Annotated in this window: 23 protein-coding genes and 1 pseudogene; 9 read left to right on the plus strand and 15 right to left on the minus strand. The window is 67.2% G+C overall.

Features of this window, described 5'->3' with window-relative positions:
• Position 1 precedes the first annotated feature (1 nt).
• From zipA to ccmA, 11 genes are all read right to left on the minus strand, one after another.
• Positions 2-1,615, minus strand: a complete 1,614-nt coding sequence (gene zipA / locus NHL60_RS16240; RefSeq protein ID WP_253445816.1) for a cell division protein ZipA — start codon at positions 1,613-1,615, stop codon at positions 2-4.
• Positions 1,616-1,841: 226 nt separating this feature from the next.
• Positions 1,842-5,336 (minus strand): chromosome segregation protein SMC, encoded by a 3,495-nt coding sequence (gene smc / locus NHL60_RS16245; RefSeq protein ID WP_253445819.1) that lies wholly within the window; start codon positions 5,334-5,336, stop codon positions 1,842-1,844.
• Between the two features lie 19 nt (positions 5,337-5,355).
• A complete protein-coding gene (ccmI, locus tag NHL60_RS16250; protein WP_253445822.1) occupies positions 5,356-6,603 on the minus strand; it encodes a c-type cytochrome biogenesis protein CcmI in 1,248 nt (415 codons plus the stop codon).
• Positions 6,600-7,073 (minus strand): cytochrome c-type biogenesis protein, encoded by a 474-nt coding sequence (locus NHL60_RS16255; protein WP_253445825.1) that lies wholly within the window; start codon positions 7,071-7,073, stop codon positions 6,600-6,602. The genes ccmI and NHL60_RS16255 overlap by 4 nt, the downstream gene beginning before the upstream one ends.
• The gene (locus NHL60_RS16260) at positions 7,064-7,597 is read right to left on the minus strand and encodes a DsbE family thiol:disulfide interchange protein (RefSeq protein ID WP_253445828.1); all 534 of its coding nucleotides are present in this window, start codon (positions 7,595-7,597) and stop codon (positions 7,064-7,066) included. Before NHL60_RS16260 ends, NHL60_RS16255 begins: the two co-directional genes overlap by 10 nt.
• Positions 7,594-9,609 carry a heme lyase CcmF/NrfE family subunit gene (locus NHL60_RS16265; protein ID WP_301271072.1) on the minus strand — a complete coding sequence of 672 codons (2,016 nt, stop codon included), beginning with the start codon at positions 9,607-9,609 and terminating at the stop codon, positions 7,594-7,596. The genes NHL60_RS16260 and NHL60_RS16265 overlap by 4 nt, the downstream gene beginning before the upstream one ends.
• A 12-nt stretch (positions 9,610-9,621) precedes the next feature.
• Positions 9,622-10,137: a cytochrome c maturation protein CcmE gene (ccmE, locus tag NHL60_RS16270; RefSeq protein WP_253452263.1), complete on the minus strand. Its 516-nt coding sequence runs from the start codon at positions 10,135-10,137 to the stop codon at positions 9,622-9,624.
• 1 nt (position 10,138) lies between these two features.
• On the minus strand, positions 10,139-10,378 hold the full coding sequence (gene ccmD, locus NHL60_RS16275; protein WP_253445831.1) for a heme exporter protein CcmD: 240 nt from the start codon (positions 10,376-10,378) through the stop codon (positions 10,139-10,141).
• Entirely contained in the window at positions 10,378-11,118 is a 741-nt protein-coding gene (locus NHL60_RS16280; RefSeq protein WP_253445834.1) for a heme ABC transporter permease, read from the minus strand. The genes ccmD and NHL60_RS16280 overlap by 1 nt, the downstream gene beginning before the upstream one ends.
• 10 nt (positions 11,119-11,128) lie before the next feature.
• Positions 11,129-11,878, minus strand: coding sequence for a heme exporter protein CcmB (gene ccmB, locus NHL60_RS16285; RefSeq protein ID WP_253445837.1), 750 nt, complete (start codon positions 11,876-11,878; stop codon positions 11,129-11,131).
• Entirely contained in the window at positions 11,865-12,512 is a 648-nt protein-coding gene (gene ccmA / locus NHL60_RS16290) for a cytochrome c biogenesis heme-transporting ATPase CcmA (protein WP_253445840.1), read from the minus strand. Before ccmA ends, ccmB begins: the two co-directional genes overlap by 14 nt.
• Positions 12,513-12,739: 227 nt before the next feature.
• Between ccmA and lexA the strand changes: the two genes are divergently transcribed.
• Positions 12,740-13,225: a transcriptional repressor LexA gene (gene lexA / locus NHL60_RS16295; RefSeq protein WP_253445843.1), complete on the plus strand. Its 486-nt coding sequence runs from the start codon at positions 12,740-12,742 to the stop codon at positions 13,223-13,225.
• On the plus strand, positions 13,225-13,845 hold the full coding sequence (locus tag NHL60_RS16300) for a YigZ family protein (RefSeq protein WP_253445846.1): 621 nt from the start codon (positions 13,225-13,227) through the stop codon (positions 13,843-13,845). Before lexA ends, NHL60_RS16300 begins: the two co-directional genes overlap by 1 nt.
• A 6-nt stretch (positions 13,846-13,851) precedes the next feature.
• Here NHL60_RS16300 and NHL60_RS16305 read toward each other — a convergent pair whose 3' ends face one another.
• Positions 13,852-14,526: a GntR family transcriptional regulator gene (locus NHL60_RS16305; RefSeq protein ID WP_253445849.1), complete on the minus strand. Its 675-nt coding sequence runs from the start codon at positions 14,524-14,526 to the stop codon at positions 13,852-13,854.
• A gap of 169 nt (positions 14,527-14,695) precedes the next feature.
• Here NHL60_RS16305 and NHL60_RS16310 point away from each other — a divergent pair, with 169 nt between their 5' ends.
• The 7 genes and pseudogenes from NHL60_RS16310 to NHL60_RS16340 all read left to right on the plus strand — a co-directional run bounded on the left by NHL60_RS16310 (position 14,696) and on the right by NHL60_RS16340 (position 21,743).
• Positions 14,696-15,268 (plus strand): chromate transporter, encoded by a 573-nt coding sequence (locus NHL60_RS16310; RefSeq protein ID WP_253445852.1) that lies wholly within the window; start codon positions 14,696-14,698, stop codon positions 15,266-15,268.
• Positions 15,265-15,795 (plus strand): chromate transporter, encoded by a 531-nt coding sequence (locus NHL60_RS16315; RefSeq protein ID WP_253445855.1) that lies wholly within the window; start codon positions 15,265-15,267, stop codon positions 15,793-15,795. Before NHL60_RS16310 ends, NHL60_RS16315 begins: the two co-directional genes overlap by 4 nt.
• Before the next feature lie 238 nt (positions 15,796-16,033).
• A pseudogene (locus tag NHL60_RS16320) lies at positions 16,034-16,862 on the plus strand (gamma-glutamyltransferase); the annotation flags it as partial.
• 282 nt (positions 16,863-17,144) lie between these two features.
• On the plus strand, positions 17,145-18,248 hold the full coding sequence (locus NHL60_RS16325; protein ID WP_253445858.1) for a TRAP transporter substrate-binding protein: 1,104 nt from the start codon (positions 17,145-17,147) through the stop codon (positions 18,246-18,248).
• A 1-nt stretch (position 18,249) separates the two neighbouring features.
• The gene (locus NHL60_RS16330) at positions 18,250-18,759 is read left to right on the plus strand and encodes a TRAP transporter small permease subunit (RefSeq protein ID WP_253445862.1); all 510 of its coding nucleotides are present in this window, start codon (positions 18,250-18,252) and stop codon (positions 18,757-18,759) included.
• A gap of 3 nt (positions 18,760-18,762) precedes the next feature.
• Positions 18,763-20,088 carry a TRAP transporter large permease subunit gene (locus tag NHL60_RS16335; protein WP_253445865.1) on the plus strand — a complete coding sequence of 442 codons (1,326 nt, stop codon included), beginning with the start codon at positions 18,763-18,765 and terminating at the stop codon, positions 20,086-20,088.
• A 68-nt stretch (positions 20,089-20,156) separates the two neighbouring features.
• Positions 20,157-21,743, plus strand: a complete 1,587-nt coding sequence (locus tag NHL60_RS16340; RefSeq protein WP_253445868.1) for a gamma-glutamyltransferase family protein — start codon at positions 20,157-20,159, stop codon at positions 21,741-21,743.
• Between the two features lie 126 nt (positions 21,744-21,869).
• Here NHL60_RS16340 and NHL60_RS16345 read toward each other — a convergent pair whose 3' ends face one another.
• The 3 genes from NHL60_RS16345 to NHL60_RS16355 are packed head-to-tail and all read right to left on the minus strand — an operon-like array spanning position 21,870 to position 25,323.
• The gene (locus tag NHL60_RS16345; RefSeq protein WP_253445871.1) at positions 21,870-23,192 is read right to left on the minus strand and encodes a sodium ion-translocating decarboxylase subunit beta; all 1,323 of its coding nucleotides are present in this window, start codon (positions 23,190-23,192) and stop codon (positions 21,870-21,872) included.
• 10 nt (positions 23,193-23,202) lie between these two features.
• Complete coding sequence (gene oadA / locus NHL60_RS16350) at positions 23,203-25,023, minus strand: sodium-extruding oxaloacetate decarboxylase subunit alpha (protein ID WP_253445875.1); 1,821 nt, start codon at positions 25,021-25,023, stop codon at positions 23,203-23,205.
• 51 nt (positions 25,024-25,074) lie between these two features.
• Positions 25,075-25,323: an OadG family protein gene (locus NHL60_RS16355; protein WP_253445878.1), complete on the minus strand. Its 249-nt coding sequence runs from the start codon at positions 25,321-25,323 to the stop codon at positions 25,075-25,077.
• Between the last annotated feature and the right edge of the window lie 92 nt (positions 25,324-25,415).

Genomic DNA, 25,415 nt, shown 5'->3' on the forward strand with positions numbered 1-25,415 from the left:
ACTAATTCACCTGATAGCGATGCAGGCGATGGCGACGGACGAACTCCTGCACCCGCTGACGGGCAAACTCCACGGTCTGGGCGGTCATCACGCTGTGATTCTCGTCTTTCAACTCGCCGCCGAGGTTTCGCACGATCACCATGGCGGTCTCCACCATGGCCTCGAAGGACGCGGAGGCGTCCTCCGCGCCAGGCAGCGGCATCAGCAGGGTGATGCCCGGCGTGCGGAACTCGTCCATGCCGGTGATGGGGAAGGTCCCCGGCTTGACCACGTTGACCATGGAGAACTGCAGGCGGCTCTCCGGGTCCTCGGTCTCGAAGCGGTGGAAGACCCCCATGTCACGGTCGTAGCGCAGGCCGCAGGCGAGCATCAGGTTGAGCAGAGCGGCACCGGAGAAGCCCTCCTCCTCCCGGGACATCACGCTGATGACGATAAGCTCGTCGGCGGCGCCCAGGGTCTCGCGAGCATGCTCCGCACTGACGTCATGGCGAAGCGCCTTCTCGAGCACAGGGTGCACGTGCACCTTGTCGCTCTGCAGTGGCTCCTCGGTGGCATAGGCGGACGGCTCGTTCGGATACGCCGTATCGTCGGCGGCCACTCCGGCACGCCGCGAGCGGGGCGGGGCAAAGAGCGGATCATTATCGTCGAACTCGGCGGCGGCCTGGGCCTCCTGGCGCTTCTGCTCGCGCTCGGCCTCGGCCTGCTCCCGGGCCAGCCGCTGACGCTCGGCCTCGAGGGCGGCCTTCTCCGCCTTCTCCTTCTCGCGGCGGGCCTTCTCCAGGCGCTTCTGGTCGCGGCGGTCGGCAAGGCTCTTCTGCAGCGAGGCGCCGAAACGCTTCATGGAAACGCCCATGCGCTGCGAGCCGCTCTTCAGGGAATCGCCCATGCCCTCCAGGTCGACCAGCCGATAGCGCTCGTCGTCCGGGTAGTCGTCATGGTCCTCGGGGTCCGCCGCCAGGGGCGCCTCGGTGCGGCTGGCGCTCTCGGCGGTCTCGTCATCCAGGGCGGAGAGACTCGGCTCGCGGCGCTCGGGCGCCTCCACGGCGGGCTCGCCCGAGGCAGGCGCGTGCTCAGTCGAACCGGCAGCAGCGCTGGCCTCGGCGCGGGGCGGCTTGCCCCGGTGGCTAGTCTCGGAGGTGGCCGGCGCCACGCCGGGGCTGTCGGCCGTCTCGGCGGCGCCAGGCGCGCCGGCGGGAGCCAGCGGGGCGGCGGGCGAAGCCGCCGCGGCATCTGGCTCACGGGAGGCCTGGAGGGCAGGCTCGCGCCGGGAGCGCTCGGTATCGCCCGGACTCCCTTCGTCCCTGGTGCCCTCGGCCTGCTGACGGAACCCGGCCAGCACGCGGGACGGGCCGGGGTGCTCCTGGCGCTCCAGCTTGGGTTTGGGCTGCACAGGGCTGTAGTCCGCGGGCCTGACGACGCGCGCCCCTCCGTTAGGCAGTTCCCAGTTGGCTTCTGCCTCCCGGGCCTCCAGATCTGGGTCGTCGTAGCGGGTGTCGTCGGCCGCTGCATCGAGTCGAGGAACACGCCGCTGGCGCTGCAGGCGACGCACCCCATCCACCACGATGAGGGTCACCAGCGCCAACCCCAGGATGATCAGCCACTCTCTAAGTTCCATGGGTCGTCAGCCTTTCGCTTAGGCGCCATGCCTGATGGTTGTCCGTCCATAGCATAGCGTGATCGCCGAAATAGGGGCCACTTCTTTTGATTATCGACCTCAGCGGCGCTCGCCTGCCGCAACGGTTCGGGCCCTTGCCGTCACCCTTCATTGATTCCCATGCATCCATGCGATGCAGCATGCTTTCTCTCCTTGTTACCCCTTTTAGGGTCCAGCTTCAAGTCCATCAGGCTTCGGCCAGGGCCGCCGCCTCCTCCACATCCACCGAGACCAGGCGCGATACCCCCGGCTCCTGCATGGTGACACCCATCAGCCGATCACCCGCTTCCATGGCGATCTTGTTGTGGGTGATATAGATGAACTGGACGCTTTCCGACATCTCCTTCACCAGCTTCGCATAGCGGCCCACGTTGGCATCATCCAGCGGCGCATCCACCTCGTCCAGCATGCAGAAGGGCGCCGGGTTGAGCTGGAAGATGGCAAATACCAGCGACAGGGCGGTCAGGGCCTTTTCTCCCCCCGAGAGCAGGTGGATGGTGCTGTTCTTCTTGCCCGGTGGCCTCGCCATGATCGCCACCCCGGTCTCCAGCAAATCCTCGCCGGTGAGCGTCAGCCATGCGGTTCCACCACCGAAGACTCGGGGGAAAAGCGACTGCAGGCCGGCGTTGACCCGCTCGAAGGTGTCGCGGAAGCGGGCCCGGGTTTCCTGGTCGATGCGCCGGATGGCGCGGTCCAGAGTCTCCAGCGCCTCGCTGAGCTCGGCGTGCTGGGCCTCCAGGTAGTCGCGACGCTCGGCCTGCTGGTCATACTCCTCGATGGCCGCCAGGTTGATGGCGCCCAGGCGCCGGATGCGCTCCCCAAGCTCCTCGAGCCGGGTCTGCCAGGCGGATTCGGTGGCGTTGGGGTCGAGCCCCTCGGCTAGGGTATGCTCGTCATGGCCGAGCTCGCGAAGCTGCTCATCCTGGGTCTCGGCCTTGAGGCGCAGCGCCTGCACCTGCAGGCGCGCCTCCTGGAGGCGCTCCCGAATCCCCTCCAGGCCCCGCTCATGGCCCTGTCGGGCCAGCTCATCCTCGCGCAGCCGCTCGACCAGCTCGGCGGCCCGGGCGCGCACCGCGTTAAGGGTGCGCTCCTCGCGCTCCCGGCGGTCGAGCAGCTCGTCGAGACGCTCCCGCCGCTCCTCACCGGGCTCACGCAGCAGCTCGCGCTCCTCCTCGAGCTCCTCCAGTCGCCCGCTCAACCGCTCGCGGGCCTCGCCGGCCCGGCCACGCTGCTCATCCAGGCCGCCGCGCTCGGTGGCGAGGCGCTCCTGCTCCAGGGCCAGGCGCTGCAGCTGCTCGGCCAGGGGGCGCTGACGGCTGCGCAGCGAGGCGAGCCGCTCCCTGGCCGCCTGGCGCTCGCGCTCCAGTCGCTCCCGGCGCTCGGCGCCCTCCTCCAGGCTCACCATGGCCTGCTGCCAGTGCGCCCTGGCCTCCTCGATGGCGAGCCGGGTCTCCTCCCTCGCCTCGGCCAGGCCGGCCAGCTCCTCGGCGAGCTCGGCGGCGCGCCCTTCGAGATGCTCCAGCCGGCTGGCCAGGCCGCTCTGCTGAACGGCCAGCTGCTGACGCCGCTGATCCAGGTCGCGCTCCTGGAGACGACACCCTTCCAGCTCGGCCTCGGCATGAGACACCGTCTCGGCGGCCGCCGCCAGGCGCTGCTCCTGCTCGGCCAGGCGCACCTCGACCTCGGCGAGAGCCGCCTGGACCTCGGCCTGACGACGCCGGCTCACCAGCAGCGCATCCGGGCCATCGCCCTGGCCGCGGTGGCGTACCCATCCCCGGCCCAGCCAGAGGCCGTCGGGGGTGAGCAGGCTCTCGCCGGGCGCCAGGCCATCCCGAGCAGCCCAGGCCGCCTCTCGGCTCTCGACGCAGCGAATGGGCGCCAGCCACTGGGCCGCGGCCCCCGCTCCCTTGACCCTGGCGGCCAGGCTGTTGCCGTCGGGGCGAGAGTCATCGCCCCCCGCCTCGACCAGGCCCAGCTCGGCCGGGGCGGGCGCCGCCTGGACCCGCTCATCCTCGGAAACCAGCCGGGCCCGCAGCCAGGGCGCCAGCACCCAGGAAACGGCGGCCTCCCAGCCCGACTCCACGTCGAGACACTCTCCCAGCCGGGGCGCCTCGGCCAGCCCCAGCTCTCCCAGGTAGGCCTCCAGCGCCTGGTCGTGGTCGGCCAGGCCGGCCTGGATCAGCGCCTCCAGGGAGGCCATCTCACCGGCGAGCTCGCTGCGCCGCTGGCGGTCGACCTCCCGGGCCTGCTCCGCGATCCGAGCCGCCTCGCGGGCTTCGTCCCGGGAGAGCGTCAGCGCCCCGCGGCGCTCGTCGAGGCCCTCACGCTCCAGCTCCAGCTCGGCCAGACGCTCGGCGACCTCGCCGCGCTGCTCGGCCAGCAGGGCGATATCGGGCAGCTCCTGCTGCTGCTGGCGGCGGCGCGCCTCGTCGGCGGCAAGCCGCTCCAGGCGGGACTCCAGCTCGCGCAGGCGGTCCTGGCTGCGTTCGGCATCCCGGCTGGCGCTGCGCCACCGCTCGCTGAAGGCCTCCCAGGCCGCATCGGCCTCCTCGGCCTCGGGCTCGGCCTCCTCCAGGGCGGCCTCCAGCTCCTCGAGCTCCCCCGCCACCACCTCGCGCTCCGGCACGAGCGCCTCCAGGCGCGCCTCCAGACGCGCCAGCCGCTCGCCGTCGTCCTCGCCCAGCCGGTCGAGCTCCTCGAGCTCCCGACGGGCGGCCTCGAGGTCCCGGGCCAGCTGGGCGTCACGGCTGCGCGCGTGCTCCAGGTCCTGCTCGAGGCGGGCGATGGCGGTGGTGGTCTCGAAGAAACGGGCCTGCTCGGCGTCGAGCTCCACGGCCAGGCGATCATGGTCGGCCCTGGCCTCCTCGAGGCGGGTCTCGCACTGGCGCAGCCCCAGCACCTCGCGCTCCACCGCGGTCTCCAGCTCCCGGACCCGGCTCTCCTCCTCGCCCTGGCTGGCGCGCAGAGCTCGGGCACGCAGCAGCGCCAGCTCACCCTTGAGCCGGTACTCCTCGTTCTTGAGGGTCTGATAGCGACGGGCCGCCTCCGCCTGGCGCCGGAGGCGCTCGAGCTGCTTGTCGAGCTCCTCGCGAATATCCTCCAGACGCTCCAGGTTCTCCTGGGTGCGGCGCATGCGGTTCTCGGTCTCCCGGCGGCGCTCCTTGTAGCGGGAGATGCCGGCGGCCTCCTCCAGGGTGGCACGCAGCTCCTCGGGGCGGGCCTCGATGAGCCGCGAGATCATGCCCTGGCCGATGATGGCGTAGGAGCGCGGGCCCAGGCCGGTCCCCAGAAAGAGGTCGGCGATATCCCGACGGCGACACTTCTGGCCGTTGAAGAAATAGCTGGACTGCGCCTCCCGCGTGACCAGGCGCTTGACCGCGATCTCGGCGTACTGGGCATAGGGGCCGCCCAGGGTGCCGTCGCGGTTGTCGAAGAGCAGCTCGATGGAGGCCTGCCCCACCGGCTTGCGACCGGTGGAGCCGTTGAAGATGACGTCGGTCATCGACTCGCCGCGCAGGGTCTTGGCGGAGGACTCCCCCATGACCCAGCGCACCGCGTCGATGATATTGGACTTGCCGCAGCCGTTGGGCCCGACGATGGCGGTCATATTGCCCTCGAAGGGCACCGTGACCGGGTCGACGAAGGACTTGAAGCCGACCAGGCGTATCGACTTGAGACGCATCAGCGCCTAACCGTCGGCGTCATTCGAAGACACGGTCGACCACCACCTCGACGGGGTCACCGTCGGTGGCACCCACCGGCACCCCCTCCAGGTCACCGAAGAGGTCGCCGGCCTGGGGCGTGGCATCGCCGCTGGCCGAGACGCGCACCATCAGGCGCGCCTCTCGCACCTGGGCCAGGCTCGCCTCGGGCGACATGGCGTTGCGCTCATCGAGCACGACCTCGACGGGCAGCTCCTCGGCACGGAACTGGGCCACGGCCAGGGGCGGCAGTTCGCCCTCCAGGTCCCGGGCCACCACGAAGACCGTGGCCTCGTCGCCCAGGCGTCCCTGGAGGGCCTCATCGAGGCGCACCCGCACGTGAATACCGGCGCCCTGGGCCTCGCCCATCACCGGCTCGGCGTCCGGCGTCACCCCCAGGCGCTCCTGGGCGATGCGGATGCCTTCGCGCAGCGCCTCGCCGGAGCCGGGGTCGGTCATGCCGGCAATGGCGCGCCGCCAGTAGTCGATGGCCGCCTCGTAGTTGCCGCGGTCGAAGGACTCGATGCCGAGCACGCCCAGCACCGTGGGCTGGCTGGAGTCCAGCGCCAGGGTCTCGTCCACCAGCGCCTGGACCCGGGAAGTGAGCTGGCGGTCGGCCACGAAGAACTCGATTTGGGCCAGGTTGCCGAGCAGCGAGGGGTGGCGTCCCTCGATCTCGATCAGCCGCTCCAGGGCGTTGATGGCCTGGGGGCCCTGCCCCATGTCGCGATAGAGCGGGAAGAGCGAGGCCCAGACATTGGGGTTGCCGGGCTGACGAGCCGCCTGCTCCTCCAGGCGCTCGACCATCATCGCCAGGGAGCCCTCGGGGTGGTTCTGCACCTCCTCCTGCACCGCCAGCAGCGCGAGGTCGCCCTCGGCGCCCTCCCGCTGGTACCAGAGCACGCTGGCGGCCACCACCAGCACCATCACCACCGGCACGACGACCCGGCCGGAGGCAGACGCCTTGAGCGGCGCACGCTCCAGGCTCTCGGTATCCTCCAGCAGGCTGCGCTCGAGTTCGAGGCGATCCTCCTCGTAGCGGGCCTGGTCGATATCGCCCCGCTCGAGGGCCGCCTCCAGGGAGGAGAGGCGGCGCTGGAAGATCGCCACGTTCTGCTCGGCGGTGCGATCGCTGGCCTCGTAGTCGCGCTGGGCATCGTGCAGCGCACGGGCGCGGCGCAGCGGCGCCACCAGCAGCCACAGGGCGGGCAGCAGCAGAAGGGCGAAGGCAATCCATAACAGAGTCATTCGGTTCTCTCGCGGTTGATCAGGGCTTGGAGGCGAGCACGCTCCTCCTCGGAGAGCGCCTGGGCGGAAGCGGTCTTGCGCGACCTCACGATCAGGACCACCACAATGGCCCCCAGCACCACCAGACCGGCCGGCAGCCCCCAGAGCAGGAAGGTACGACCCTCGAGCCTCGGGTTGTAGAGGATATAGTCGCCGAAGCGCTGCACCATATGGTCGCGAATCTCGATATCGGAGACGCCCTCCTGCAGCAGCAGGTAGATCCGGTCACGCATGTCGGCGGAGACCGGCGCATCGGAGTCGTTGATCGCCTGGTTCTCGCAGGTGGGGCAGCGCATCGAGGCGGTCAGGCTGCGGTAGCGCTGCTCCATGACCGGGTCGTCGAACTCGCGCACCTCGATGCCGGCCGCCTGGACCGTGCCGGCCACCAGCAGCAGGACGAGGGTCGTCAGCAGGGTTCGTATCAGCGCCATTTCTCCACCTCCGGCAGTATCTTGTCACGCACCTCGCCCGGCGAGATGTAGCCGACGTGGTGGTAGCGGATCACCCCGTCGGCATCCACCAGGAAGGACTCCGGGGCGCCGAATACGCCGAGCTCGAAGCCCAGCTCGTTATCCGGGTCGAAGACATTGATCTCGAAGGGGTTGCCGAACTCCTCGAGGAAGCCGAGCCCCTTCTCGCGGGTGTCCTTCCAGCTGATGCCCACCATGCGCACACCGTGGTGGTGGGCCAGGTCGAGCAGCTGCGGCATCTCGCGCTTGCACTCCGGGCACCACTCGCCCCAGACGTTGACCAGGGTCAGCTCGCCGGTGGTGAAGAGCGAGCGGTCGACCCGGCGCTCCGGGTCCTCCAGGGTCGCCAGGTCGAACTCCGGGAAGTCGCGCGCCATCAGCGCCGACTCCCGGTGGAAGGGGTTGAGCGACAGCCCCTGGTAGAGGAACAGCGACAGCGCCAGGAAGCCGATCAGCGGCAGCAGCAGCAGCAGGCGGCGCTTCATGCGGCCGCCTCCTTGCCCTTGCCGGAGGCGGCCTGGAGAGCGGCCTCCTCGGGGTCAGGCGCCGTGGCCATGCGGCGGTAGCGCTTGTCGTAGACGGCCAGCACGCCGCCGATGGACATCAGCAGGCCGCCGAGCCACATCCAGCGCACGAAGGGCTTGTACTGGACGCGCATGGCCCAGGTGCCGTCACCCAGATCCTCCCCCATGGCGACGTAGAGGTCGCGGAAGAAACCGGGGCGCAGCGCCACCTGGGTCATCGGCATGCCGGTGGCGATATAGAGCCGCTTCTCCGGGTTCATGGTGAAGCTGCGCTCACGATCGCCGCGCTGGACCTCGATCACCGCCCGGTCGGCCAGGAAGTTGGCACCGCGGCGGCTGGTCAGCTCGGTCATGGTGAAGGTGTAGCCGGCCACCTCCACGCTGGAGCCCGGCCCCATGCGCACGTTGCGCTCGATCTCGTAGTTGGAGACGACCGCGATCCCGACGATGGTCACCGCCACGCCCAGGTGGCCGAGCTGCATGCCCCAGTAGGCCAGGGAGAGCTTCTTGAGCCCTGCGCCGATGGAGCTGGCGTGACGCGTCTTGTCGTAGAGATCACGCAGCATGGGCAGCACGATCCAGAGCGCGGCGATCAGGCCGATGGCCACCGGCGCGCTCCAGCGCTCGGCGAAGATCAGCGGCAGCGCCGCGCCCAGGACCACGGACACCGCCGCGGCGACCCACAGCCGCTGGACCAGCAGGCTGGCCGAGGTGTCCTTCCAGCGCGAGATCGGCCCCATGCCCATGAAGACCACCATGATCAGGGTCAGCGGCACGAAGAGCGCATTGAAGTAGGGGGGCCCCACGCTGATCTTGCCCAGGTCTAGCGCATCGAGCAGCAGCGGATAGACGGTGCCCATCAGCACGGTGACCGTCATGATCACCAGCATGATGTTGTTGATCAGCAGCAGCGCATCCCGGGAGAGCCAGGTGAAGCCCACCTTGTGGCTGACCCGCGGGGCACGCAGGGCGAAGATCAGCAGCGACAGGCCAACGGTGATCCCCAGCAGGACCAGGATGAAGAAGCCCCGGGAGGGGTCGTTGGCGAAGGCGTGCACCGAGGTCAGCACCCCGGAGCGCACCAGGAAGGTACCAAGCAGCGACAGCGAGAAGGTGGAGATCGCCAGCAGCAGGGTCCAGCTCTTGAAGGCGCCGCGCTTCTCGGTCACCGCCAGGGAGTGCATCAGGGCCGTGCCGGTCAGCCAGGGCAGCAGGGAAGCGTTCTCCACCGGATCCCAGAACCACCAGCCGCCCCAGCCTAGCTCGTAGTAGGCCCACCAGCTGCCGAGCGCGATCCCCACGGTGAGGAAGGCCCAGGCCAGGTTGGTCCAGGGGCGCGCCCAGCGCGCCCAGGCGGCGTCCAGGCGACCGCCCAGCAGGGCGGCGATGGCGAAGGCGAAGACCACCGAGAAACCCACATAGCCCATGTAGAGCATCGGCGGGTGAAGGATCAGGCCGATATCCTGGAGCAGCGGGTTGAGGTCCGAGCCGTCCGCCGGCATATGGGGCAGGATCCGCTCGAAGGGATTGGAGGTGACCAGGATGAAGAGCAGGAAGCCCACGCAGACCAGGCCCAGCACGCCCAGCACCCGGGCGACCATGTCGCGGGGCAGCTCCCGGGAGTAGCGGGCGGCGAAGTAGCCCCAGCCGGCCAGCATCAGGCTCCACAGCAGCACCGAGCCCTCATGGTTGCCCCACACCGCGCTGAACTTGTAGTACCAGGGCAGCATGGAGTTGGAGTTGTTGGCCACGTTCATGACGCTGAAGTCGTCCAGCATGTAGCTGGCCGTCAGGCAGGCGTAGGCGATGGCCACGAACAGGAACTGCCCGGCTGCCATGGGCCGGGCATAGGCCATCCACAGCGGGCGGCGGGTCGCCGCGCCGGCCAGGGGCATCACCGACTGCACGATGGCCATCAGCAGGGCGATGACCAGGGCAAAGTGGCCGATTTCGGGAATCATCCTGATAAGCATGGGGTCTCCGGTTCAGTACGCGCTGCTGCTGGCGCCATTGGAGGCGCTGGCCTCCGCACGCTTGGCCGCCGCTTCAGCCTTCTGCTGGAAGTCCTCGGGCTTGTAGCCGGCATCTACCAGCGCCTGAGCCACCTCGGGGGGCATGTAGTTCTCGTCGTGGCGCGCCAGCACCTGGTCGGCCTTGAGGTAGCCGTCGTGCTGCAGCTGACCGACCACCACCACGCCCTGCCCTTCCCGGAACAGGTCGGGGAGGATGCCGCTGTAGTGGACGCGCAGGTCGTCGACGTAGTCGGTCACGTAGAACTCCACGTCCAGGCTGTCGGGGTTACGCACTACCGTCCCCTCCTTGACCATCCCGCCGGCCCGGATCTGTCGCTCGAAGGGCGCCTCGCCGGCGGCAATCTGGATGGGGCTGAAGAAGAGGTTGATGTTGGCACGCAGGGCATAGAGGGTCAGCCCCACGGCAATGGACGCCAGGACGAGCAGCCCCAGGATCACGTAGAGCTTCTGCTTGCGCTTTTGGGTCAGGCTAAGAGTCATGATGATTACCACCCACTTGATGTGAAACCTCGGCCATGTCGCCCCGCTCCGCCCCGAGGCGCTCCTCGCGACGCACCCGGCGCTGCAGGTTGCGCAGCAGCAGGCGCCGCTCGGCGCGGGCGTGCAGGACGATGACGATCAGCAGCCCGGCGGTCACGCCCCAGGCGGCCCAGACATAGGGGGCGTGCCCCCCCATGGCGAAAAACTCGTTCAGCGATTCGAAGGCCATCAGCGCTCCTCCGCGGCCAGGTCACGTACCCAGCGCTTGCTGGACTCGCGGCGCAGGATCTCGCTGCGGGTGCGCATCAGCGTCAAGGCAATGAAGAAACTGTAGAAGCCCAGCACCATGATCAGCAGCGGCGCCCACATCTCGGTGGGCATGGCCACGCGCCCGGTGATGGTGAAGGTGGCCGGCTGGTGCAGGGTGTACCACCAGTCCACCGAGTACTTGATGATCGGGATATTGATCACCCCCACCATGGCCAGCACCGAGGCGGCCCGGGAGGCGCTGTCGCGGCTCGTGAAGGCGCCGCGCAGGGCGATCACGCCCAGATAGAGAAACAGCAGGATCAGCATCGAGGTGAGCCGCGCATCCCACATCCACCAGGTGCCCCAGGTGGGCACTCCCCAGACCGCCCCGGAGAAGAGCGACACGAAGGTCATGGCCGCCCCCAGGGGCGCCATCATGGCGGCGGCCATGTCGGCCACCTTGATCTTCCAGACCATGTAGACCAGGCCGCACACCGCCATGCTGACGAAGATCGACTGGGCCAGGAAGGCCGACGGTACGTGGACGTAGATGATGCGGAAGCTGTTGCCTTGCTGATAGTCGGCGGGGGCAAAGGCGAGGCCCCAGACCGTACCGACCAGGATCAGGGTCGCCGCGGCGACCCAGAAGAACGGCTGCAACCTGGCACCGATGGCGTAGAACCACTTGGGGGAACGCAGCTTGTTAATGAAGGCCCACATGCCTCACCTCTCAACCGTTGATACTGATACGCAGCGATGCCGCCATGGCCCAGGGCGCCAGCATCAGCGCCAGGGCCAGCAGGGCACCCAGAATGGCCAGATGGGCCGCGACCCCGTCGCCGAGGATGGCCGCCTGTACCGCACCGGCACCGAAGATCAGCACCGGAATATAGAGCGGCAGCACCAGCAGCGACAGCAGCACGCCACCCCGGGAGAGTCCCACGGTGAGCGCTGCGCCGATGGCGCCGATCAGGCTCAGGCTGGCGGTGCCGAGTGCCAGCGAAACCGCCAGCGTCAGGTAGCTGCCGGCGGGCAGCGACAGCATGATCCCGAGGACAGGAGCCATCAGCGCCAGGGGCAGGCCGGTCAGCAGCCAGTGCACCGCCACCTTGGCCAGCGCCAGCATGGAGAGCGGCTGCGGCGTCAGCAGCAGCTGCTCCAGGGAGCCGTCGTCGTAGTCGCCGCGAAACAGGCTGTCCAGGGAGAGCAGCGCCGCCAGCAGCGCGGCAACCCACAGCAGGCCGGGGGCGATGGTGGCCAGCAGTTCCGGGTCCGGCGAGATACCGATCGGGAACAGGGTGATCACCAGCGCGAAGAAGACCAGCGGGTTGAGCACTTCGCTGCGCCGGCGCATCAGCAGCACCAGATCACGCTTGAGCGTTGCCCAGAGTGCGACCGCAAGGCCCGCGCCGGGTTCCCCGGTCGCCTCGACGGGGGTGCGGCTTTCTGTCGCAGGCGAGGGTGCGTTAGTGCCTGGCATGCTGCTGCCCTCCCCTGCCCAGGCGAATACGCCGCAGCTCGGCGGTGTCGCGCAGCTCGTGGTGAGTGGTCACCAGCACGCAGCCGCCGGCGCGGGCGTGAATCACCAGCCGCTCTTCCAGCGCCGCCACCCCGTCGCGGTCGATGGCGGTGAAGGGCTCGTCGAGCACCCACAGCGGCCGCGGCGTCAGTTCTAGACGGGCCAGTGCCACCCGGCGCTGCTGGCCGGCGGAGAGCTGCCCTGCGGGCACGTCCTCGAAGCCCACCAGGCCGACGGACTCCAGTGCCGCCAGGCGCGCCGCCTCATTACTGCGCGACCCGGCCAGCGCCTGGTACCAGGCCAGGTTCTCCAGAGGCGTCAGCGCCGCCTTCACGCCCGGCGCGTGCCCCAGATAGAGCAGGCTCTCGAGAAAGGCCTGCCGCGCCTCACGCATGGGCGCGCCATTCCAGTAAAGCTCCCCCTGGTAGTCAGCCAGCTGGCCGGACAGGATCTTCAGCAGCGTGGTCTTGCCGCTGCCGTTAGGCCCCTCGATGCGCACGATCTCGCCGGCGCGAATGTCCAGGTCGAGATCCTCGAAGAGCCAGCGATCATCCCGTTCACAGGCCAGTTTTCGGGCTTGCAGGCTCAGGCTCAAGGCACACTCCGTGCATGGGTAATTTGGCTCGAGACTCTACACGGAAAGCCGTTTTCCTGCCAGAAGAGCGGCTGCGTCAGCCAGTCGCGGTTGACCGGCGTCAAGCCTTCCGTCGCTAGGCGAATTTCGCCCCCCCTTGCGAACTGACCCGTCGCTGCTATGCTGTCCATGTACTGTATATCTCGACAGTATCCAGCCCGAGAGGCTGCCGACAGGAGACCCACACCATGCCCGCGAGCCCTACCCGCTTCCTGCTTCGCCGCCCCAACCTGCCCCTGGCCGAGGCCTGGGCCCTCCTCGACGACCCCGAGCCGGCAGGCACGCCCCTCGTCGAGATCCCCCTGCTCGGCAGCGTCTCGGCGGGGCTGCCCATCGAAGCCTGCGCCGACACCTCCACCATCCGGGTGCCCAGCTGCATGGTGCGCCGCAACACCTATGCCCTGAGAGTGCGCGGCAACTCCATGATCGATTGCAACATCTTCGACGGCGATGTGATCATTATCGAGCGCCAGGAGAGCGCCGAGAACGGCGAAACCGCCGTCGTGATGATCAACGACCAGGAGGTCACCCTGAAGAAGCTCTATATCGACCGCGCCGGCGTGCGCCTGCAGCCGGCCAACGAGCGCATGGCCCCCATCTTCCTGAAGAACAGCGACATCCAGGTGCTGGGGCTGGTCATGGGCGTCGTCCGCCAGGACGAGCTGGCCGCCTGATGCGCTACCCCGTCCCCGACCTGGCCGCCGGCCAGCGGCAGGAGAGCGAGATCGAGGTGGAGAAGAGCCGCTTCATCACCTGGCTCTGCCATGCCCCCGCGCCCCACGCCTTCGAAGCGCTGCTGGCCGAGGCCCGCCGCCTCCACCCGGGCGCCAGCCACCACTGCAGCGCCTTTATCGCCGGCCCGCCGGGGGAGCAGAACGCCATCGGCTTCTCCGACGACGGCGAGCCCGGCGGCACCGCCGGGCGCCCCATGTACCAGGCCCTGGAGGGCTCCGGCCTCGGCCAGGTAGGCTGCGTGGTCACCCGCTACTTCGGCGGCACCAAGCTGGGTACCGGCGGGCTCGCCCGGGCCTACGCCCAGGCCGTGCTCCACGGCCTGGAGGGCCTGCCGCGCCGCGAGGTGGTGGAGCGCCAACCGCTGCGCCTCGCCGTGGAGTTCGCCGGCGAGGCCGAGGCCCGGACCTGGCTGGCCGCCCAGGACATCCCGGTGGAGGCCGCCGACTACGCCGCCGAGGGGGTCATCCTCACCGCCGGCTGGCCAAGCGACACCCCCGTCGACCTCGGCGAACTCGAATCACGACTGCGCGGCAGGCTGATCCTGCTGCCTGCCCCCTGATTCGATTCAGGCGTCGGGCCGCTCCCCAAAGCTGCCCAGCGCTACCTCGTAGGAGCGCTGAATGTGGTCATCCATCAGCGCCCTGGCCGCTCTGGCATCACGGGCCAACGCCAGCGCCACCAGCTCACCGTGCTGAGTATCTAGCACCCGCCGCACCTCGGGGGCCTCAGGGGCCAGACGGCGATAGCGGTCGAACTGGTCATGAAGCTGCTCAATGAAGCGCAGTAACCAAGCGGACCCACAGGGCGCCACCAGCGTGCGATGAAAGCGCCCGTGGAGGTGCTCCCACTCGTCGACCTGCTCCGGGCACTCGTCGGCCCGCTTCAAACGATGGGCTGCGGCCAGCAGCTCCGACTCCCACTCCGCGTCGCCTCGCTCGATGGAGCGCACCAGCGCCATCCCCTCCAGCTCACGGCGCATCTCGGCGATGTCTTCCAGCTCATCGCGATCTAGCCGCGGCACCCGAAAACCCTTCTGGTTTTCCTGAATCAGCAGGCCATAGGCCGCAAGGCGATTGAGCGCCTCACGCAGCGGGCTCAGCCCAACGTCATAGCGCTCCTTGAGGGCACTGATGGCTATCTTCTCCCCAGCCTGGAAGCGCCCGTTGAGGAGCTCCTCCCGCAGGGTATCGTAGATAAGGCTTGACCGGGTCCGACCGCCCCTCCCCTCGAGTGCTCTCATACCACCTCCTGACCTTCTCGACGCGTCTCGCCCTGCCGCGAGAGGCATCCGTAATTGACGCCACAACGGACAGCATCCTATAGTCAAAATATAATCGATTTTTTACGGCATGCACGATATGTTATCTATTCGTCTGTGCCTGGTGCTATGACCGATACGGAAAACTCACATGCCTCCTAACCGCCAGGCGCCCATTGGCGCCCTCTTCTGGGCTTTCACCCGCATCGGCCTGCTCGGTTTCGGAGGTGGGCCCTCAATGATACCTCTGGTGCACCAGGAGGTGGTCAAACGCCACGCCTGGATGACGGATGAGGAGTTCGCCGACGTCCTGGCCATCGCCAACACCCTGCCCGGCCCCATCGCCACCAAGATGCCCGGCTACATCGGCTACCGGGTGGCGGGACTTGGCGGTTGTATCATCGCCGTGTCCGCGGTCATTGTGCCTATGATTGTTGCCATGATTCTGTTGCTCAGTGTCTTCAGCCACTACCGCGATGTCGACTGGATCCGAGGCATGGGGCAGTCCGTGGTGCCGGTGGTGATGGTGATGCTGGCTCAGCTAACTCTGGACTTCTGGCACAAGTCGCGCCTGGCGCTGGGCTGGGCTGTCAGCCTGGCCATGGCGGTCATAGCCGGCGTCCTCATCTACGGCCTAGGACTGCACCCGGGCTGGGTGATCGGAGCACTGCTGATCGCGGCCCTACTGCGCCCGGCCCAGAAGGCCTCGGAAACGCGCTCATGATCTACTGGGAGCTGTTTCTCGCCTTCTTCATCCCCAACATCATCGGCTACGGCGGCGGGCCTGCCATCATTCCACTGATCGAGGCGGAGGTGGTTGGGCGCTATGGCTGGATGAGCGCTCAAGAGTTTGCCGAGACCCTGGCGCTGGGCAACGCCCTGCCTTCTCCCATCGCCACCAAGATGGCAGGGCAAGTGGGCTTCGAGGTGGCCGGCACCGGCGGCGCCCTGGTGGCCGTGCTAGCCACGGTGGTGCCCTCGTTGCTGCTGATGCTGGGCGCCCTGGGGCTGCTCTATCGCCACCGCGACTCCCCCCGGGTCAAGCGCATGAGCCAGTGGGTGCGCCCGGTGATCGCTCTGATGATGGGCTGGCTGACCCTCGGCTTCTTCCTGGAGGGAGTCGGTGGCGCCGGCCTGCTGCACACTCTGGTGATCGGCGCCACCGCTGCCATCGCCCTGCTGCACTTCCGCGCCCATCCCGCCATTGTCGTGCTGGGAGCGCTCGTCTACGGAGGGCTCTTTCTCGGCTGACATCGCAAACCATCATCACCTGTCACCGAGCGCCTCCCGGCCACCGCTCTAAGGCATCCCTTTCACCCGAAAACTCCCGATAAATCTGCCGGGCACCGCCTGGGTCGACCCAAGGAGCTTTCGATGCGACACGATGCGCTTTACTACCCCAGCCCGTCCCGGCGCATAGCCGCCTTCGGTACCCGCGGCATGGTGGTCACCTCTCAGCCGGTGGCCGCCCAGGTGGGCATGAGCATCCTACAGCATCTGGGAAATGCCTCCCAACGGCAGTGGCCTGATCGTGCTGCAGGCGCTAGGCATGCTGGAGCGGCTGGGACCGGAGGGGCGCGATCCAGTGGAGACACTGCATCGAGGCTACCAAGCTGGCCTATATGGACGGCTTAGCCCATATCACCGAACAGAACGCCATGCGTCCGAGCGTCGAGCAGATGCTCGCCGACAGCTACCTCAAGGCTTGCGCCGGACTGATCGGCCACGAGGTCCTGGATCCGGTCCACGGCAATCCACTTACCGGCGGAACCGTCTATCTAGCCACCGCCGACGGTGAAGGCAACATGGTGTCGTTCATCCAGAGCAATTTCGAAGGCTTCGGCTCGAGCATCGTGGTGCCCGGCACCGGCATCAGCCTACAGAATCGCGGCTGGTCCTTCTCTCTGAATTCCGAGCACCCCAACGCCCTTGCCCCCGGCAAACGCACCTACCACACCATCATTCCCGGATTCGTCACCAGAAACGGCGAAGCGGTAGGCCCTTTCGGGGTGATGGGCGGCTACATACAGCCCCAGGGGCACGTGCAGGTGGTAACCGGCATGCTGCAGGACTACCTCAACCCCCAGGCAGCCCTCGACATGCCGCGCTGGAAATGGACTCAGGGCCGCACCGTCGAGGTGGAGCCACACGTCCCCGATCACCTCGCCCAGGCGCTGGCCCGGCGCGGCCACGACATCGTCAAGATGGCCGACTCGATCAGCTTCGGCCGCAGCCAGATCATCCAGCGCAACCGCGACAGCGGCGTGCTGAGCGGCGGCACCGAGCCGCGCGCCGACGGCGCCGTGCTACCCTGGTAATTGCCTGCCGGTCGTGCAAAGGCGATTCCAGCTCCCCATAACAGACGGCGCTCATATGGGCGCCGTCTGTTATGCAGGCACCCCCTCGCACTGCACCAGGATGTCGCCGCTATGCGTATCGCGACGCCATCCTGGTGCGACATAGATATGTGTCACTGCCGCTCGATACCGATGCTTGATAGCTAAATCTTTAAAAATAATAAAAATCGATTTTATGGCATGCGGCTTGCTACTTGATGAGTGCCAAGGATATTTCTCCAGCCCATCACGAAAGGTAGAGTCATGTCTCTTTCACGCCGCAAGTTCCTCACCGCAGCCGCAGCCTCGTCCACCGCAGGACTGATCCTCGGCGCACCCGCCATTGCCAACGCCCAGTCTCCCCGGCCCGTCAACTGGCGAATGACCAACGCCTACGGCCCGGGAGCGCCTTTCTATACCGAGGGCCCTGGCAGCCCCACCGACATTATCCAGAAAATAGGGGCCATGTCCGGTGGACGCTTCAACATCCAGCACTTCGCCGCCGGCGAATTGATTCCCGCCTTCGAAGGCTTCGAAGCCGTGCAAGCCGGCATCATCGAGATGAACGCCGCCAACAGCTACTTCTGGTCAGGCACCACCTTCGCCGCTCAGTACTTCACCACCGTGCCATTCGGCATGAGCTACATGGGTCACATGGCCTGGCTCTATCACGGCGGCGGACTTGAACTGTGGCAGGAAGTCTATGAGCCCTACGGCCTGGTTGCCCTGCCGATAAACAATACCGGGGTACAGATGACCGGCTGGTTCCGCGAACCCATTGAAGATGTCAATCAGCTCAGGGGGCTGCGCATGCGTATCCCGGGGCTCGCCGGCCAGGTCTATGCCGCGTTGGGGGTGGATGCACGGGTACTGCCGGGCGGCGAGATCTTCCCCGCACTGGAACGCGGTGTGATCGATGCCGCGGAATTCGTCGGCCCCTACCAAGATCGCCGCCTCGGCCTGCATAACGCCGCCAAGTACTACCACACCACCGGCTGGCACGAACCCGCCACCACCGGCGAACTGCTGATATCCAAGCCCCACTGGGACAGCCTGCCTGAAGATATGAAGATGATGGTGCGTAGCGCCTGCCAGGCGGCCTGCCTGGAGAGCCTGGCCTGGTCAGAAGCCGTCAACGGCGAAGCGCTCACCGACCTGGTGGAGAACCACGGCGTCACCGCTCAGGTACTGCCTGATCCCGTCCTGAAGGCGCTGCGCGAAGCGACCTTCGACACTCTGGAAACCGAAGCCAACGCCGATCCCATGGTGCGCAAGGTCCACGACAGCTATATGGCCTTCAAGGCCAAGCATGACCGCTGGGCCGGAGCCAGTGAAGGGCTGTGGCTCAAAGACATCCTGGGGGTGTGACATGCGCGCCGTGGAACGTATGGTCCACGGGCTCGAGGCGGTGGTCCGGCTATTTGGCTGGATCGCCGCCTGGATCTGCGTGGTCCTGGTCATACTGGTCGCCGGTGACGTATTGATGCGCTACCTCTTTCGGATCGGCGCGGTCTGGTTTCAGGAGCTGCAGTGGCACCTGATCTCTCCCATCGCCCTGTTTGGCATGTCCTATGCGCTGTACTCCGGTGAACAGGTGCGGGTCGATGTGTTCTATGAGCGCTTTCCGGAAGGACTGCGGCGCACTATCGAGGTGACCGGCGGCCTGCTGCTGCTGGCTATCGGGCTGTATGCAGCCTGGCTGACGCTGCCTTGGGTCAGTCAGTCGTGGCTGCGCAATGAAGGCTCCCCCAACCCCGGCGGGCTGCCCTGGCGCTGGGCGCTAAAATCCTTAATTACGCTCGGCTTTGTGCTGCTTGCCATGCAGAGCCTGGCGCATGTCCTGCGCCATGCCTTCGCCCTTCCGCCAAGAGGTGAATGATCGATGTCTCCCAATGAATGGCTCGCGCTCGGCATGATCGGCGCGTTCTTCGCTCTGCTGTTGATCGGTCTACCCGTCGGTATCGCCATCGCCAGCACTGCATTCTGCTTCGGCTTTATCGGCTTCGGGCCGGCACTCTTCAGCCTCTTGCCATCGCGCATCTATGGGGTGGTGACCAACTACACCTTCATGGCCATTCCGCTGTTCGTGTTCATGGGCGTGATGCTGGAAAGGTCCAGGCTAGCTGAAGAGTTGATCGACGTGGTGGGGCATCTTTTCGGCAACATCTCCGGCGGCATGGGCGTCGCCATCATCGCGGTGGGCGTGCTGCTGGGGGCCGCCACCGGCATCGTCGGCGCCACTATTGTCACGCTGGGGTTATTGACCCTGCCCACCCTGCTCCGCCGGGGCTATCCTAAGTCACTGGCCACCGGAATGATCTGCGCCTCGGGCACCCTGGGTCAGATCATTCCCCCAAGCCTGGTGCTGATCCTGCTGGCCGAGATCCTCGGCGAGTCGGTGGGCACCATGTTTGCGGCGGCGATGGTGCCCGGGCTGACCCTGGCGGCGATCTATATTGTCGCCATCCTGGTACTGGCGGCACTGCGGCCCGGCCTGATGCCACCGATTCCCGCCGCCGAACGAGCCGCACTCACGCGGGGGCAGCTGCTCCGCAAGGTAGTGCTGGTAGTAGGCCCTCCGGTAGGCCTGGTGGTAGCGGTGCTGGGCTCGATCATCGGCGGAATCGCCGCTCCCACCGAAGCCGCTGCCATGGGAGCACTGGGCGCTCTGCTATTCGTTGGCCTCTCCGGGCGCCTCAGCCTGCATCTCCTCAAGGAGGTCGCCACCGCCACCCTGATGATCTCGGCGATGGTATTTTTCATCCTGATCTGTGCCCAGGTGTTTGGCCTGACCTTCCGAGGGCTCGGTGGCGAGCACCTGGTGGCGAGGATGTTCGAGTGGGTCCCCGGCGGCGAGACCGGCGCCCTGTTGTTCATGCTACTGCTGATGTTCGTGCTCGGTTTCTTCCTCGAATGGATAGAGATCACCTATATCGCCTTGCCCCTGTTCCTGCCCTTCTTCGTGCAGATGGGAGTGGACATGGTATGGCTGGGAATCCTGGTGGGTCTGATCCTGCAGACATCGTTCTTGACCCCACCCTTCGGCTGGTCGCTGTTCTTCCTCAAGGGCGTGGCTCCCGATGATGTCTCAACGCTCGAGATCTACAAGGGTGCGCTGCCCTTCATCGCCCTGCAGTTCATGGCCGTCGCCCTGGTGTTCGCCTTCCCCTCGATCGCCACCTGGTTACCCGCCACGATCGGCTGGTAGGGCAGGGACACCACGATACCCGCTGCTGCCAGCAAGCTCGCTCTCATCCCTATCAAGAGGCACGCCCGATGATCCATACTCGACGCAGTTACGGCGGCATGTGTGTCGCCCCACACCACCTGGCAGCGGAGGCCGGTCGCGATGTGCTCAGGGCCGGCGGCAACGCTGTGGAGGCCATGGTTGCCGCCGCCGCCACCATTGCCGTGGCTTATCCGCACATGAATGCCATCGGCGGCGATGGCTTCTGGCTGATCCATGAACCCGGACGGCCACCGGTGGCCATCGATGCCTGCGGTGGCGCAGCCGGGCTAGCCACGCCCGCCTTCTATCGCGGACATGACGCCATCCCCGAACGCGGGCCCGAAGCGGCCCTGACCATGGCCGGCACGGTGGGCGGGTGGAGCGAGGCCCTGAAGGTTGCCGGCCGCTGGGGGTCGGCCGCTCCGCTGCCCGACCTGCTGGCCGACGCCATTCGCCATGCTCGGGACGGCGTGGCTGTCTCCAGAAGCCAGCAACAGCTTACCGTCAGACATCAGGCTCGCCTGTCGCAGAGCCCCGGCTTCAACGAGACGTTCCTGATCGATGGCCAGGCACCCCGCGAAGGCGAGCGGCTGCTCCAGCCGCGCCTTGCCGCGACCCTCGAGCACCTCGCCGCGGCGGGCCTTGACGACTTCTATCGCGGCGAGCTGGCCGCCAGCATGGCAAACGACCTGGATGCCGCTGGAAGCCCGCTGCGCCTGAATGACTTCAGCGGCTACCATGCCCGGCAGGTCACGCCCCTGGAGGTCAGTCTCGCAGACGCCACTCTCTATAATCTGCCGGCACCCACCCAGGGCGTAGCCTCGCTGATGATCCTCGCTCTCTACGAGCGGCTGAAGGTAGCCGAGGGCGAGAGCGTGGCGCACATCCATGGCCTGATCGAAGCGACCAAGCAATCCTTCCTGCTGCGAGACCGATATGTGACCGACCCCGGGCGCCTGCCCGAGCCACTCCAGGACCTGCTGGATAACGCTCACCTGGACCGCACAGCCGCCGAAATCGACATGCACAAGGCCCTGCCGTGGCCCCATGAGCCGGCCAGGGGGGATACCATCTGGATGGGCACCGTGGACCGCCAGGGGCGGGCAGCAAGCTTTATCCAGAGCATTTACTGGGAGTTCGGCAGCGGACTGGTGCTCCCGGAAAGTGGTGTGCTGTGGCAGAACCGCGGCATCAGCTTCTCTCTGGATGCCGACTCCCTGCGCGGACTGGGCCCGGGACGCAAGCCGTTCCACACCCTCAATCCGGCACTGGCGCGCTTTCATGACGGACGAACCCTGGTGTACGGCACCATGGGCGGCGAGGGCCAGCCGCAAACACAAGCTGCCGTGTTCTCCCGCTACGCCTTCCACGGCATACCGCTGCAGCAGGCGATCAGCGCACCTCGCTGGCTGCTGGGCCGCACCTGGGGCGAGAGCAGTACCAACCTCAAGCTGGAGTCACGCTTCCCCGAACATATGGTGGCAGCGCTTCGTGCGGCAGGGCACGATGTGGAGATGCTCCCTGAGGCCTACAGCGATACCATGGGACATGCCGGAGCCATCGTGCACCATCCGGACGGACTGATCGAAGGGGCTCACGATCCGCGCAGCGACGGCGGCGCCGCCGGCCACTGATCGACTCCCGTTGATGCCGTGAAGCGAGGAGCCGCCCGATTGCTGCTGCGCGGGCGCACAGCACATGGTGTAGACACGCCAACGGCGCCCCGAGGGGCGCCGTTGGCAGACACATACCGGCGAGCCTCAGCCCAGGTACTTGATCATCACCCCCGCCGCCACCGCCGAGCCGATGACGCCGGCCACGTTGGGCCCCATGGCGTGCATCAGCAGGAAGTTGTGCGGGTTGGACTCCAGCCCCACCTTGTTGGCCACCCGGGCCGCCATGGGCACCGCGGAAACCCCGGCGGCGCCGATCAGCGGGTTGATCGGCATCCGGCTCACCGCGTTCATCACCTTGGCCATGATGATGCCGGCGGCGGTGCCGATAGCGAAGGCCACCATGCCCAGAGCCATGATCCCCAGGGTCTCCACGGCCAGAAAGCTCTCGGCCATCAGCCGCGAGCCCACGGCCAGGCCCAGCACGATGGTGACGATGTTGATCAGGGCGTTCTGGGCGGTGTCGGTGAGGCGCTCGACCACGCCGCACTCGCGCATCAGGTTGCCGAAGCAGAACATCCCCAGCAGCGGCGCCGCATCGGGCAGGAAGAGCGCCACCAGCATCAGCAGGGCCAGCGGGAAGACGATCTTCTCCAGCTTCGACACCGGACGCAGCTGGGTCATGGTGATCTCACGCTCGCGCTTGGTGGTGAGCAGGCGCATGATCGGCGGCTGGATCATGGGCACTAGCGCCATGTAGGCATAGGCGGCCACGGCGATCGCCCCCAGCAGCTCCGGCGCCAGCACGCTCGACACATAGATCGAGGTGGGCCCGTCGGCGCCGCCGATGATGCCGATGGCAGCGGCCTGCTCGATGGAGAAGTCCATCCAGCCCATGGCCGACATGCCCACCGCACCGAAGACGGTGGCGAAGATGCCGAACTGGGCCGCCGCCCCCAGGAAGAGGGTGCGCGGATTGGCCAGCAGCGGCCCGAAGTCGGTCATCGCCCCCACGCCCATGAAGATCAGCAGCGGGGCAATGCCGGAGGCCACGGCCACCTGGTAGAAGGTGTAGAGCAGGCCGTCGCCGTAGCCGACGTTCATGGCCACGTCCTTGGCGGCGCGCAGCTGGTCCGGCGAAGCGCCGTTGTCGACCAGCGCCTTGAGGGTGGCACGCCACGCCTCCTCGCCGGCCAGCGGATCCAGGGTGGCCCCCAGGGCCGCCGCCATCTGGTGGAGCACCGCCGGGCGCGCCACCTCGATGGCCTGGTCCAGGGCCGAAATGGCCAGGCCCGCCTCGGGAATGTTGGCCAGGATCCCGCCGAAGCCGATCGGCACCAGCAGGAGCGGCTCGAACTTCTTGGCGATGGCCAGGTAGAGCAGCACCAGCCCCACCAGGATCATCACCGTCTGGCCGAGGGTCAGGTTATAGGCGCCCGAGCCCTCCCAGAGGGTCAGTAGATTCTCCATGACCGGCCTCTCAGAGCTCGATGAGTACGTCGCCGACGGCGACGCTGTCGCCCTCGCTGACCTTGACGGCGGAGACGGTGCCGGCGCTCGCGGCGCGCACCTCGGTCTCCATCTTCATGGCTTCCAGAATGATCACCACGTCACCCTCCTTGACCGCGTCGCCCGGGCGCACGTTGACCTTGAAGATATTGCCGGCCAGGGGGGCGGCGATGGTCTCGCCGGTGGCGGCCGGTGCGGCCTCGGCGGCGGGCTGGGCCGCCTGCTCCTTGACGTCGGCGATCTCGCCACCCTCGGCAACCTCGACCACATAGGCCTTGCCGTTGACCTTGACGGTGTAGGTCTCGGGGCCGGCGGACGCGCCCTGAACGGCCGGCGCCTTGGCGGCGGCTCCGCCCTTCGGCGCAGCGGCCGGCAGCTTGGCGTCGGGCGCCTGGGGCGCCGGCTCGAAGGCGTCCGGGTTGTCGCGGTTCTTGAGGAACTTCAGGCCGATCTGCGGGAAGAGCGCATAGGTAAGGACGTCGTCGATCTCACGCTCGCCCTCGGCCAGGCGGATACCGTCGGCCTTGGCCTTCCCCTTGAGCTCGGCGGCCAGCCTGTCCATCTCGGCCTCCAGCAGGTCGGCGGGGCGGCAGGTGATCGGCTCGCCGCCCTCCAGCACCCGGGCCTGCAGCTCCTTGTTGAGCTCGGCCGGGGCGGCACCGTACTCGCCCTTGAGCAGCGCCTGGACCTCCTTGGAGATGGACTTGTAGCGCTCCCCCATCATCACGTTCATCACCGCCTGGGTGCCGACGATCTGGGAGGTCGGGGTGACCAGCGGGATAAAGCCCAGGTCCTCGCGCACCTTGGGAATTTCGGCCAGGACATCGTCGAGCTTGTCGCCGGCGCCCTGCTCCTTGAGCTGGTTTTCCATGTTGGTGAGCATGCCACCGGGCACCTGGGCCACCAGGATGCGGGAGTCGATGCCCTTCAGCGAGCCCTCGAAGGCGGCGTACTTCTTGCGCACCTCGCGGAAATAGGCGGCGATCTCCTCGAGCAGCTCGAGATCCAGGCCGGTATCGCGCTCGGTGCCCTGGAGGATGGCCACCACCGACTCGGTGGGGCTGTGGCCATAGGTCATGGACATGGAGGAGATGGCGGTGTCGACGTTGTCGATGCCGGCCTCGGCGGCCTTGACGATGGTGGAGGTGGAGAGGCCGGTGGTGGCGTGGCACTGCATATGGATCGGGATATCCACGGCCTTCTTGAGCTTGGTGACCAGCTCGAAGGCGTCATAGGGCTTGAGCAGGCCGGCCATGTCCTTGATGCAGAGCGAATCGGCGCCCATGGCGGCGATGGTCTTGCCGAGCTCGACCCAGCCGTCCAGGGTGTGCACCGGGCTCACGGTATAGGAGAGCGTCCCCTGGGCGTGACCCTCGACGTTGCGCACCGCCTGGATGGCGCGCTCCAGGTTGCGGGGGTCGTTCATGGCATCGAAGACCCGGAAGACGTCGACGCCGTTGGTCTTGGCCCGCTCCACGAACTTGTCCACCACGTCGTCGGCGTAGTGGCGATAGCCCAGCAGGTTCTGGCCGCGCAGCAGCATCTGCTGGGGGGTGTTGGGCATGGCCGCCTTGAGCTCGCGGATGCGCTCCCAGGGATCCTCACCCAGGTAGCGGATGCAGGAATCGAAGGTGGCCCCCCCCCAGGACTCCAGCGACCAGAAGCCGACGCGATCGAGCTTCTCGGCGATGGGCAGCATGTCATCCAGGCGCAGACGGGTGGCGAACAGCGACTGGTGGGCGTCACGCAGGACGACGTCGGTGATACCGAGCGGGCGAGCGTTGTCAGTCATGGGTTTGACCTTGTGATAATCAGTAGGTGATAGGAAGGGTGGAAAAGGGGGTTAGCGGCGATGGCGCTGGCGATAGCGGTGCAGGGCGGCACCGATCACGGCCATCAACTCGTCATCCTGGCGAGCGGGCACCGGCGCGGAGGGGGAGGCAGCGGGCTTGGCAGGCTCGGGGGCGAAGCGCCGCAGGATCAGCGACATCAGGGTGACGGTAATCACCAGGACGGTAAGAAAAACAAAAACAAAGCCCATGCCGAGCCCCATCAGGGCCAGGCCTTCCTCCAGCAGCTCGAAATCCTGCATGCGGTGCCTCCATATGATCTTCAGCAACCATGCGGCGATCACTCATCAACATGGCGCCTTGCGCAATTTTTCTGATGCTATAACCTGCCAGA

Origin of the sequence: Halomonas sp. Y3 (assembly GCF_024137965.1) — a bacterium.
Taxonomy (GTDB): domain Bacteria; phylum Pseudomonadota; class Gammaproteobacteria; order Pseudomonadales; family Halomonadaceae; genus Halomonas; species Halomonas mongoliensis.

Excerpts from the sequence above, each read along its gene's own strand:
- zipA (WP_253445816.1), bottom strand. The coding sequence starts at position 1,615 with ATGGAACTTAGAGAGTGGCTGATCATCCTGGGGTTGGCGCTGGTGACC.
- smc (WP_253445819.1), bottom strand. The coding sequence starts at position 5,336 with ATGCGTCTCAAGTCGATACGCCTGGTCGGCTTCAAGTCCTTCGTCGAC.
- ccmI (WP_253445822.1), bottom strand. The coding sequence starts at position 6,603 with ATGACTCTGTTATGGATTGCCTTCGCCCTTCTGCTGCTGCCCGCCCTG.
- NHL60_RS16255 (WP_253445825.1), bottom strand. The coding sequence starts at position 7,073 with ATGGCGCTGATACGAACCCTGCTGACGACCCTCGTCCTGCTGCTGGTG.
- NHL60_RS16260 (WP_253445828.1), bottom strand. The coding sequence starts at position 7,597 with ATGAAGCGCCGCCTGCTGCTGCTGCTGCCGCTGATCGGCTTCCTGGCG.
- NHL60_RS16265 (WP_301271072.1), bottom strand. The coding sequence starts at position 9,609 with ATGCTTATCAGGATGATTCCCGAAATCGGCCACTTTGCCCTGGTCATC.
- ccmD (WP_253445831.1), bottom strand. The coding sequence starts at position 10,378 with ATGGCCTTCGAATCGCTGAACGAGTTTTTCGCCATGGGGGGGCACGCC.
- NHL60_RS16280 (WP_253445834.1), bottom strand. The coding sequence starts at position 11,118 with ATGTGGGCCTTCATTAACAAGCTGCGTTCCCCCAAGTGGTTCTACGCC.
- ccmB (WP_253445837.1), bottom strand. The coding sequence starts at position 11,878 with ATGCCAGGCACTAACGCACCCTCGCCTGCGACAGAAAGCCGCACCCCC.
- lexA (WP_253445843.1), top strand. The coding sequence starts at position 12,740 with ATGCCCGCGAGCCCTACCCGCTTCCTGCTTCGCCGCCCCAACCTGCCC.
- NHL60_RS16300 (WP_253445846.1), top strand. The coding sequence starts at position 13,225 with ATGCGCTACCCCGTCCCCGACCTGGCCGCCGGCCAGCGGCAGGAGAGC.
- NHL60_RS16305 (WP_253445849.1), bottom strand. The coding sequence starts at position 14,526 with ATGAGAGCACTCGAGGGGAGGGGCGGTCGGACCCGGTCAAGCCTTATC.
- NHL60_RS16310 (WP_253445852.1), top strand. The coding sequence starts at position 14,696 with ATGCCTCCTAACCGCCAGGCGCCCATTGGCGCCCTCTTCTGGGCTTTC.
- NHL60_RS16315 (WP_253445855.1), top strand. The coding sequence starts at position 15,265 with ATGATCTACTGGGAGCTGTTTCTCGCCTTCTTCATCCCCAACATCATC.
- NHL60_RS16325 (WP_253445858.1), top strand. The coding sequence starts at position 17,145 with ATGTCTCTTTCACGCCGCAAGTTCCTCACCGCAGCCGCAGCCTCGTCC.
- NHL60_RS16330 (WP_253445862.1), top strand. The coding sequence starts at position 18,250 with ATGCGCGCCGTGGAACGTATGGTCCACGGGCTCGAGGCGGTGGTCCGG.
- NHL60_RS16335 (WP_253445865.1), top strand. The coding sequence starts at position 18,763 with ATGTCTCCCAATGAATGGCTCGCGCTCGGCATGATCGGCGCGTTCTTC.
- NHL60_RS16340 (WP_253445868.1), top strand. The coding sequence starts at position 20,157 with ATGATCCATACTCGACGCAGTTACGGCGGCATGTGTGTCGCCCCACAC.
- NHL60_RS16345 (WP_253445871.1), bottom strand. The coding sequence starts at position 23,192 with ATGGAGAATCTACTGACCCTCTGGGAGGGCTCGGGCGCCTATAACCTG.
- oadA (WP_253445875.1), bottom strand. The coding sequence starts at position 25,023 with ATGACTGACAACGCTCGCCCGCTCGGTATCACCGACGTCGTCCTGCGT.
- NHL60_RS16355 (WP_253445878.1), bottom strand. The coding sequence starts at position 25,323 with ATGCAGGATTTCGAGCTGCTGGAGGAAGGCCTGGCCCTGATGGGGCTC.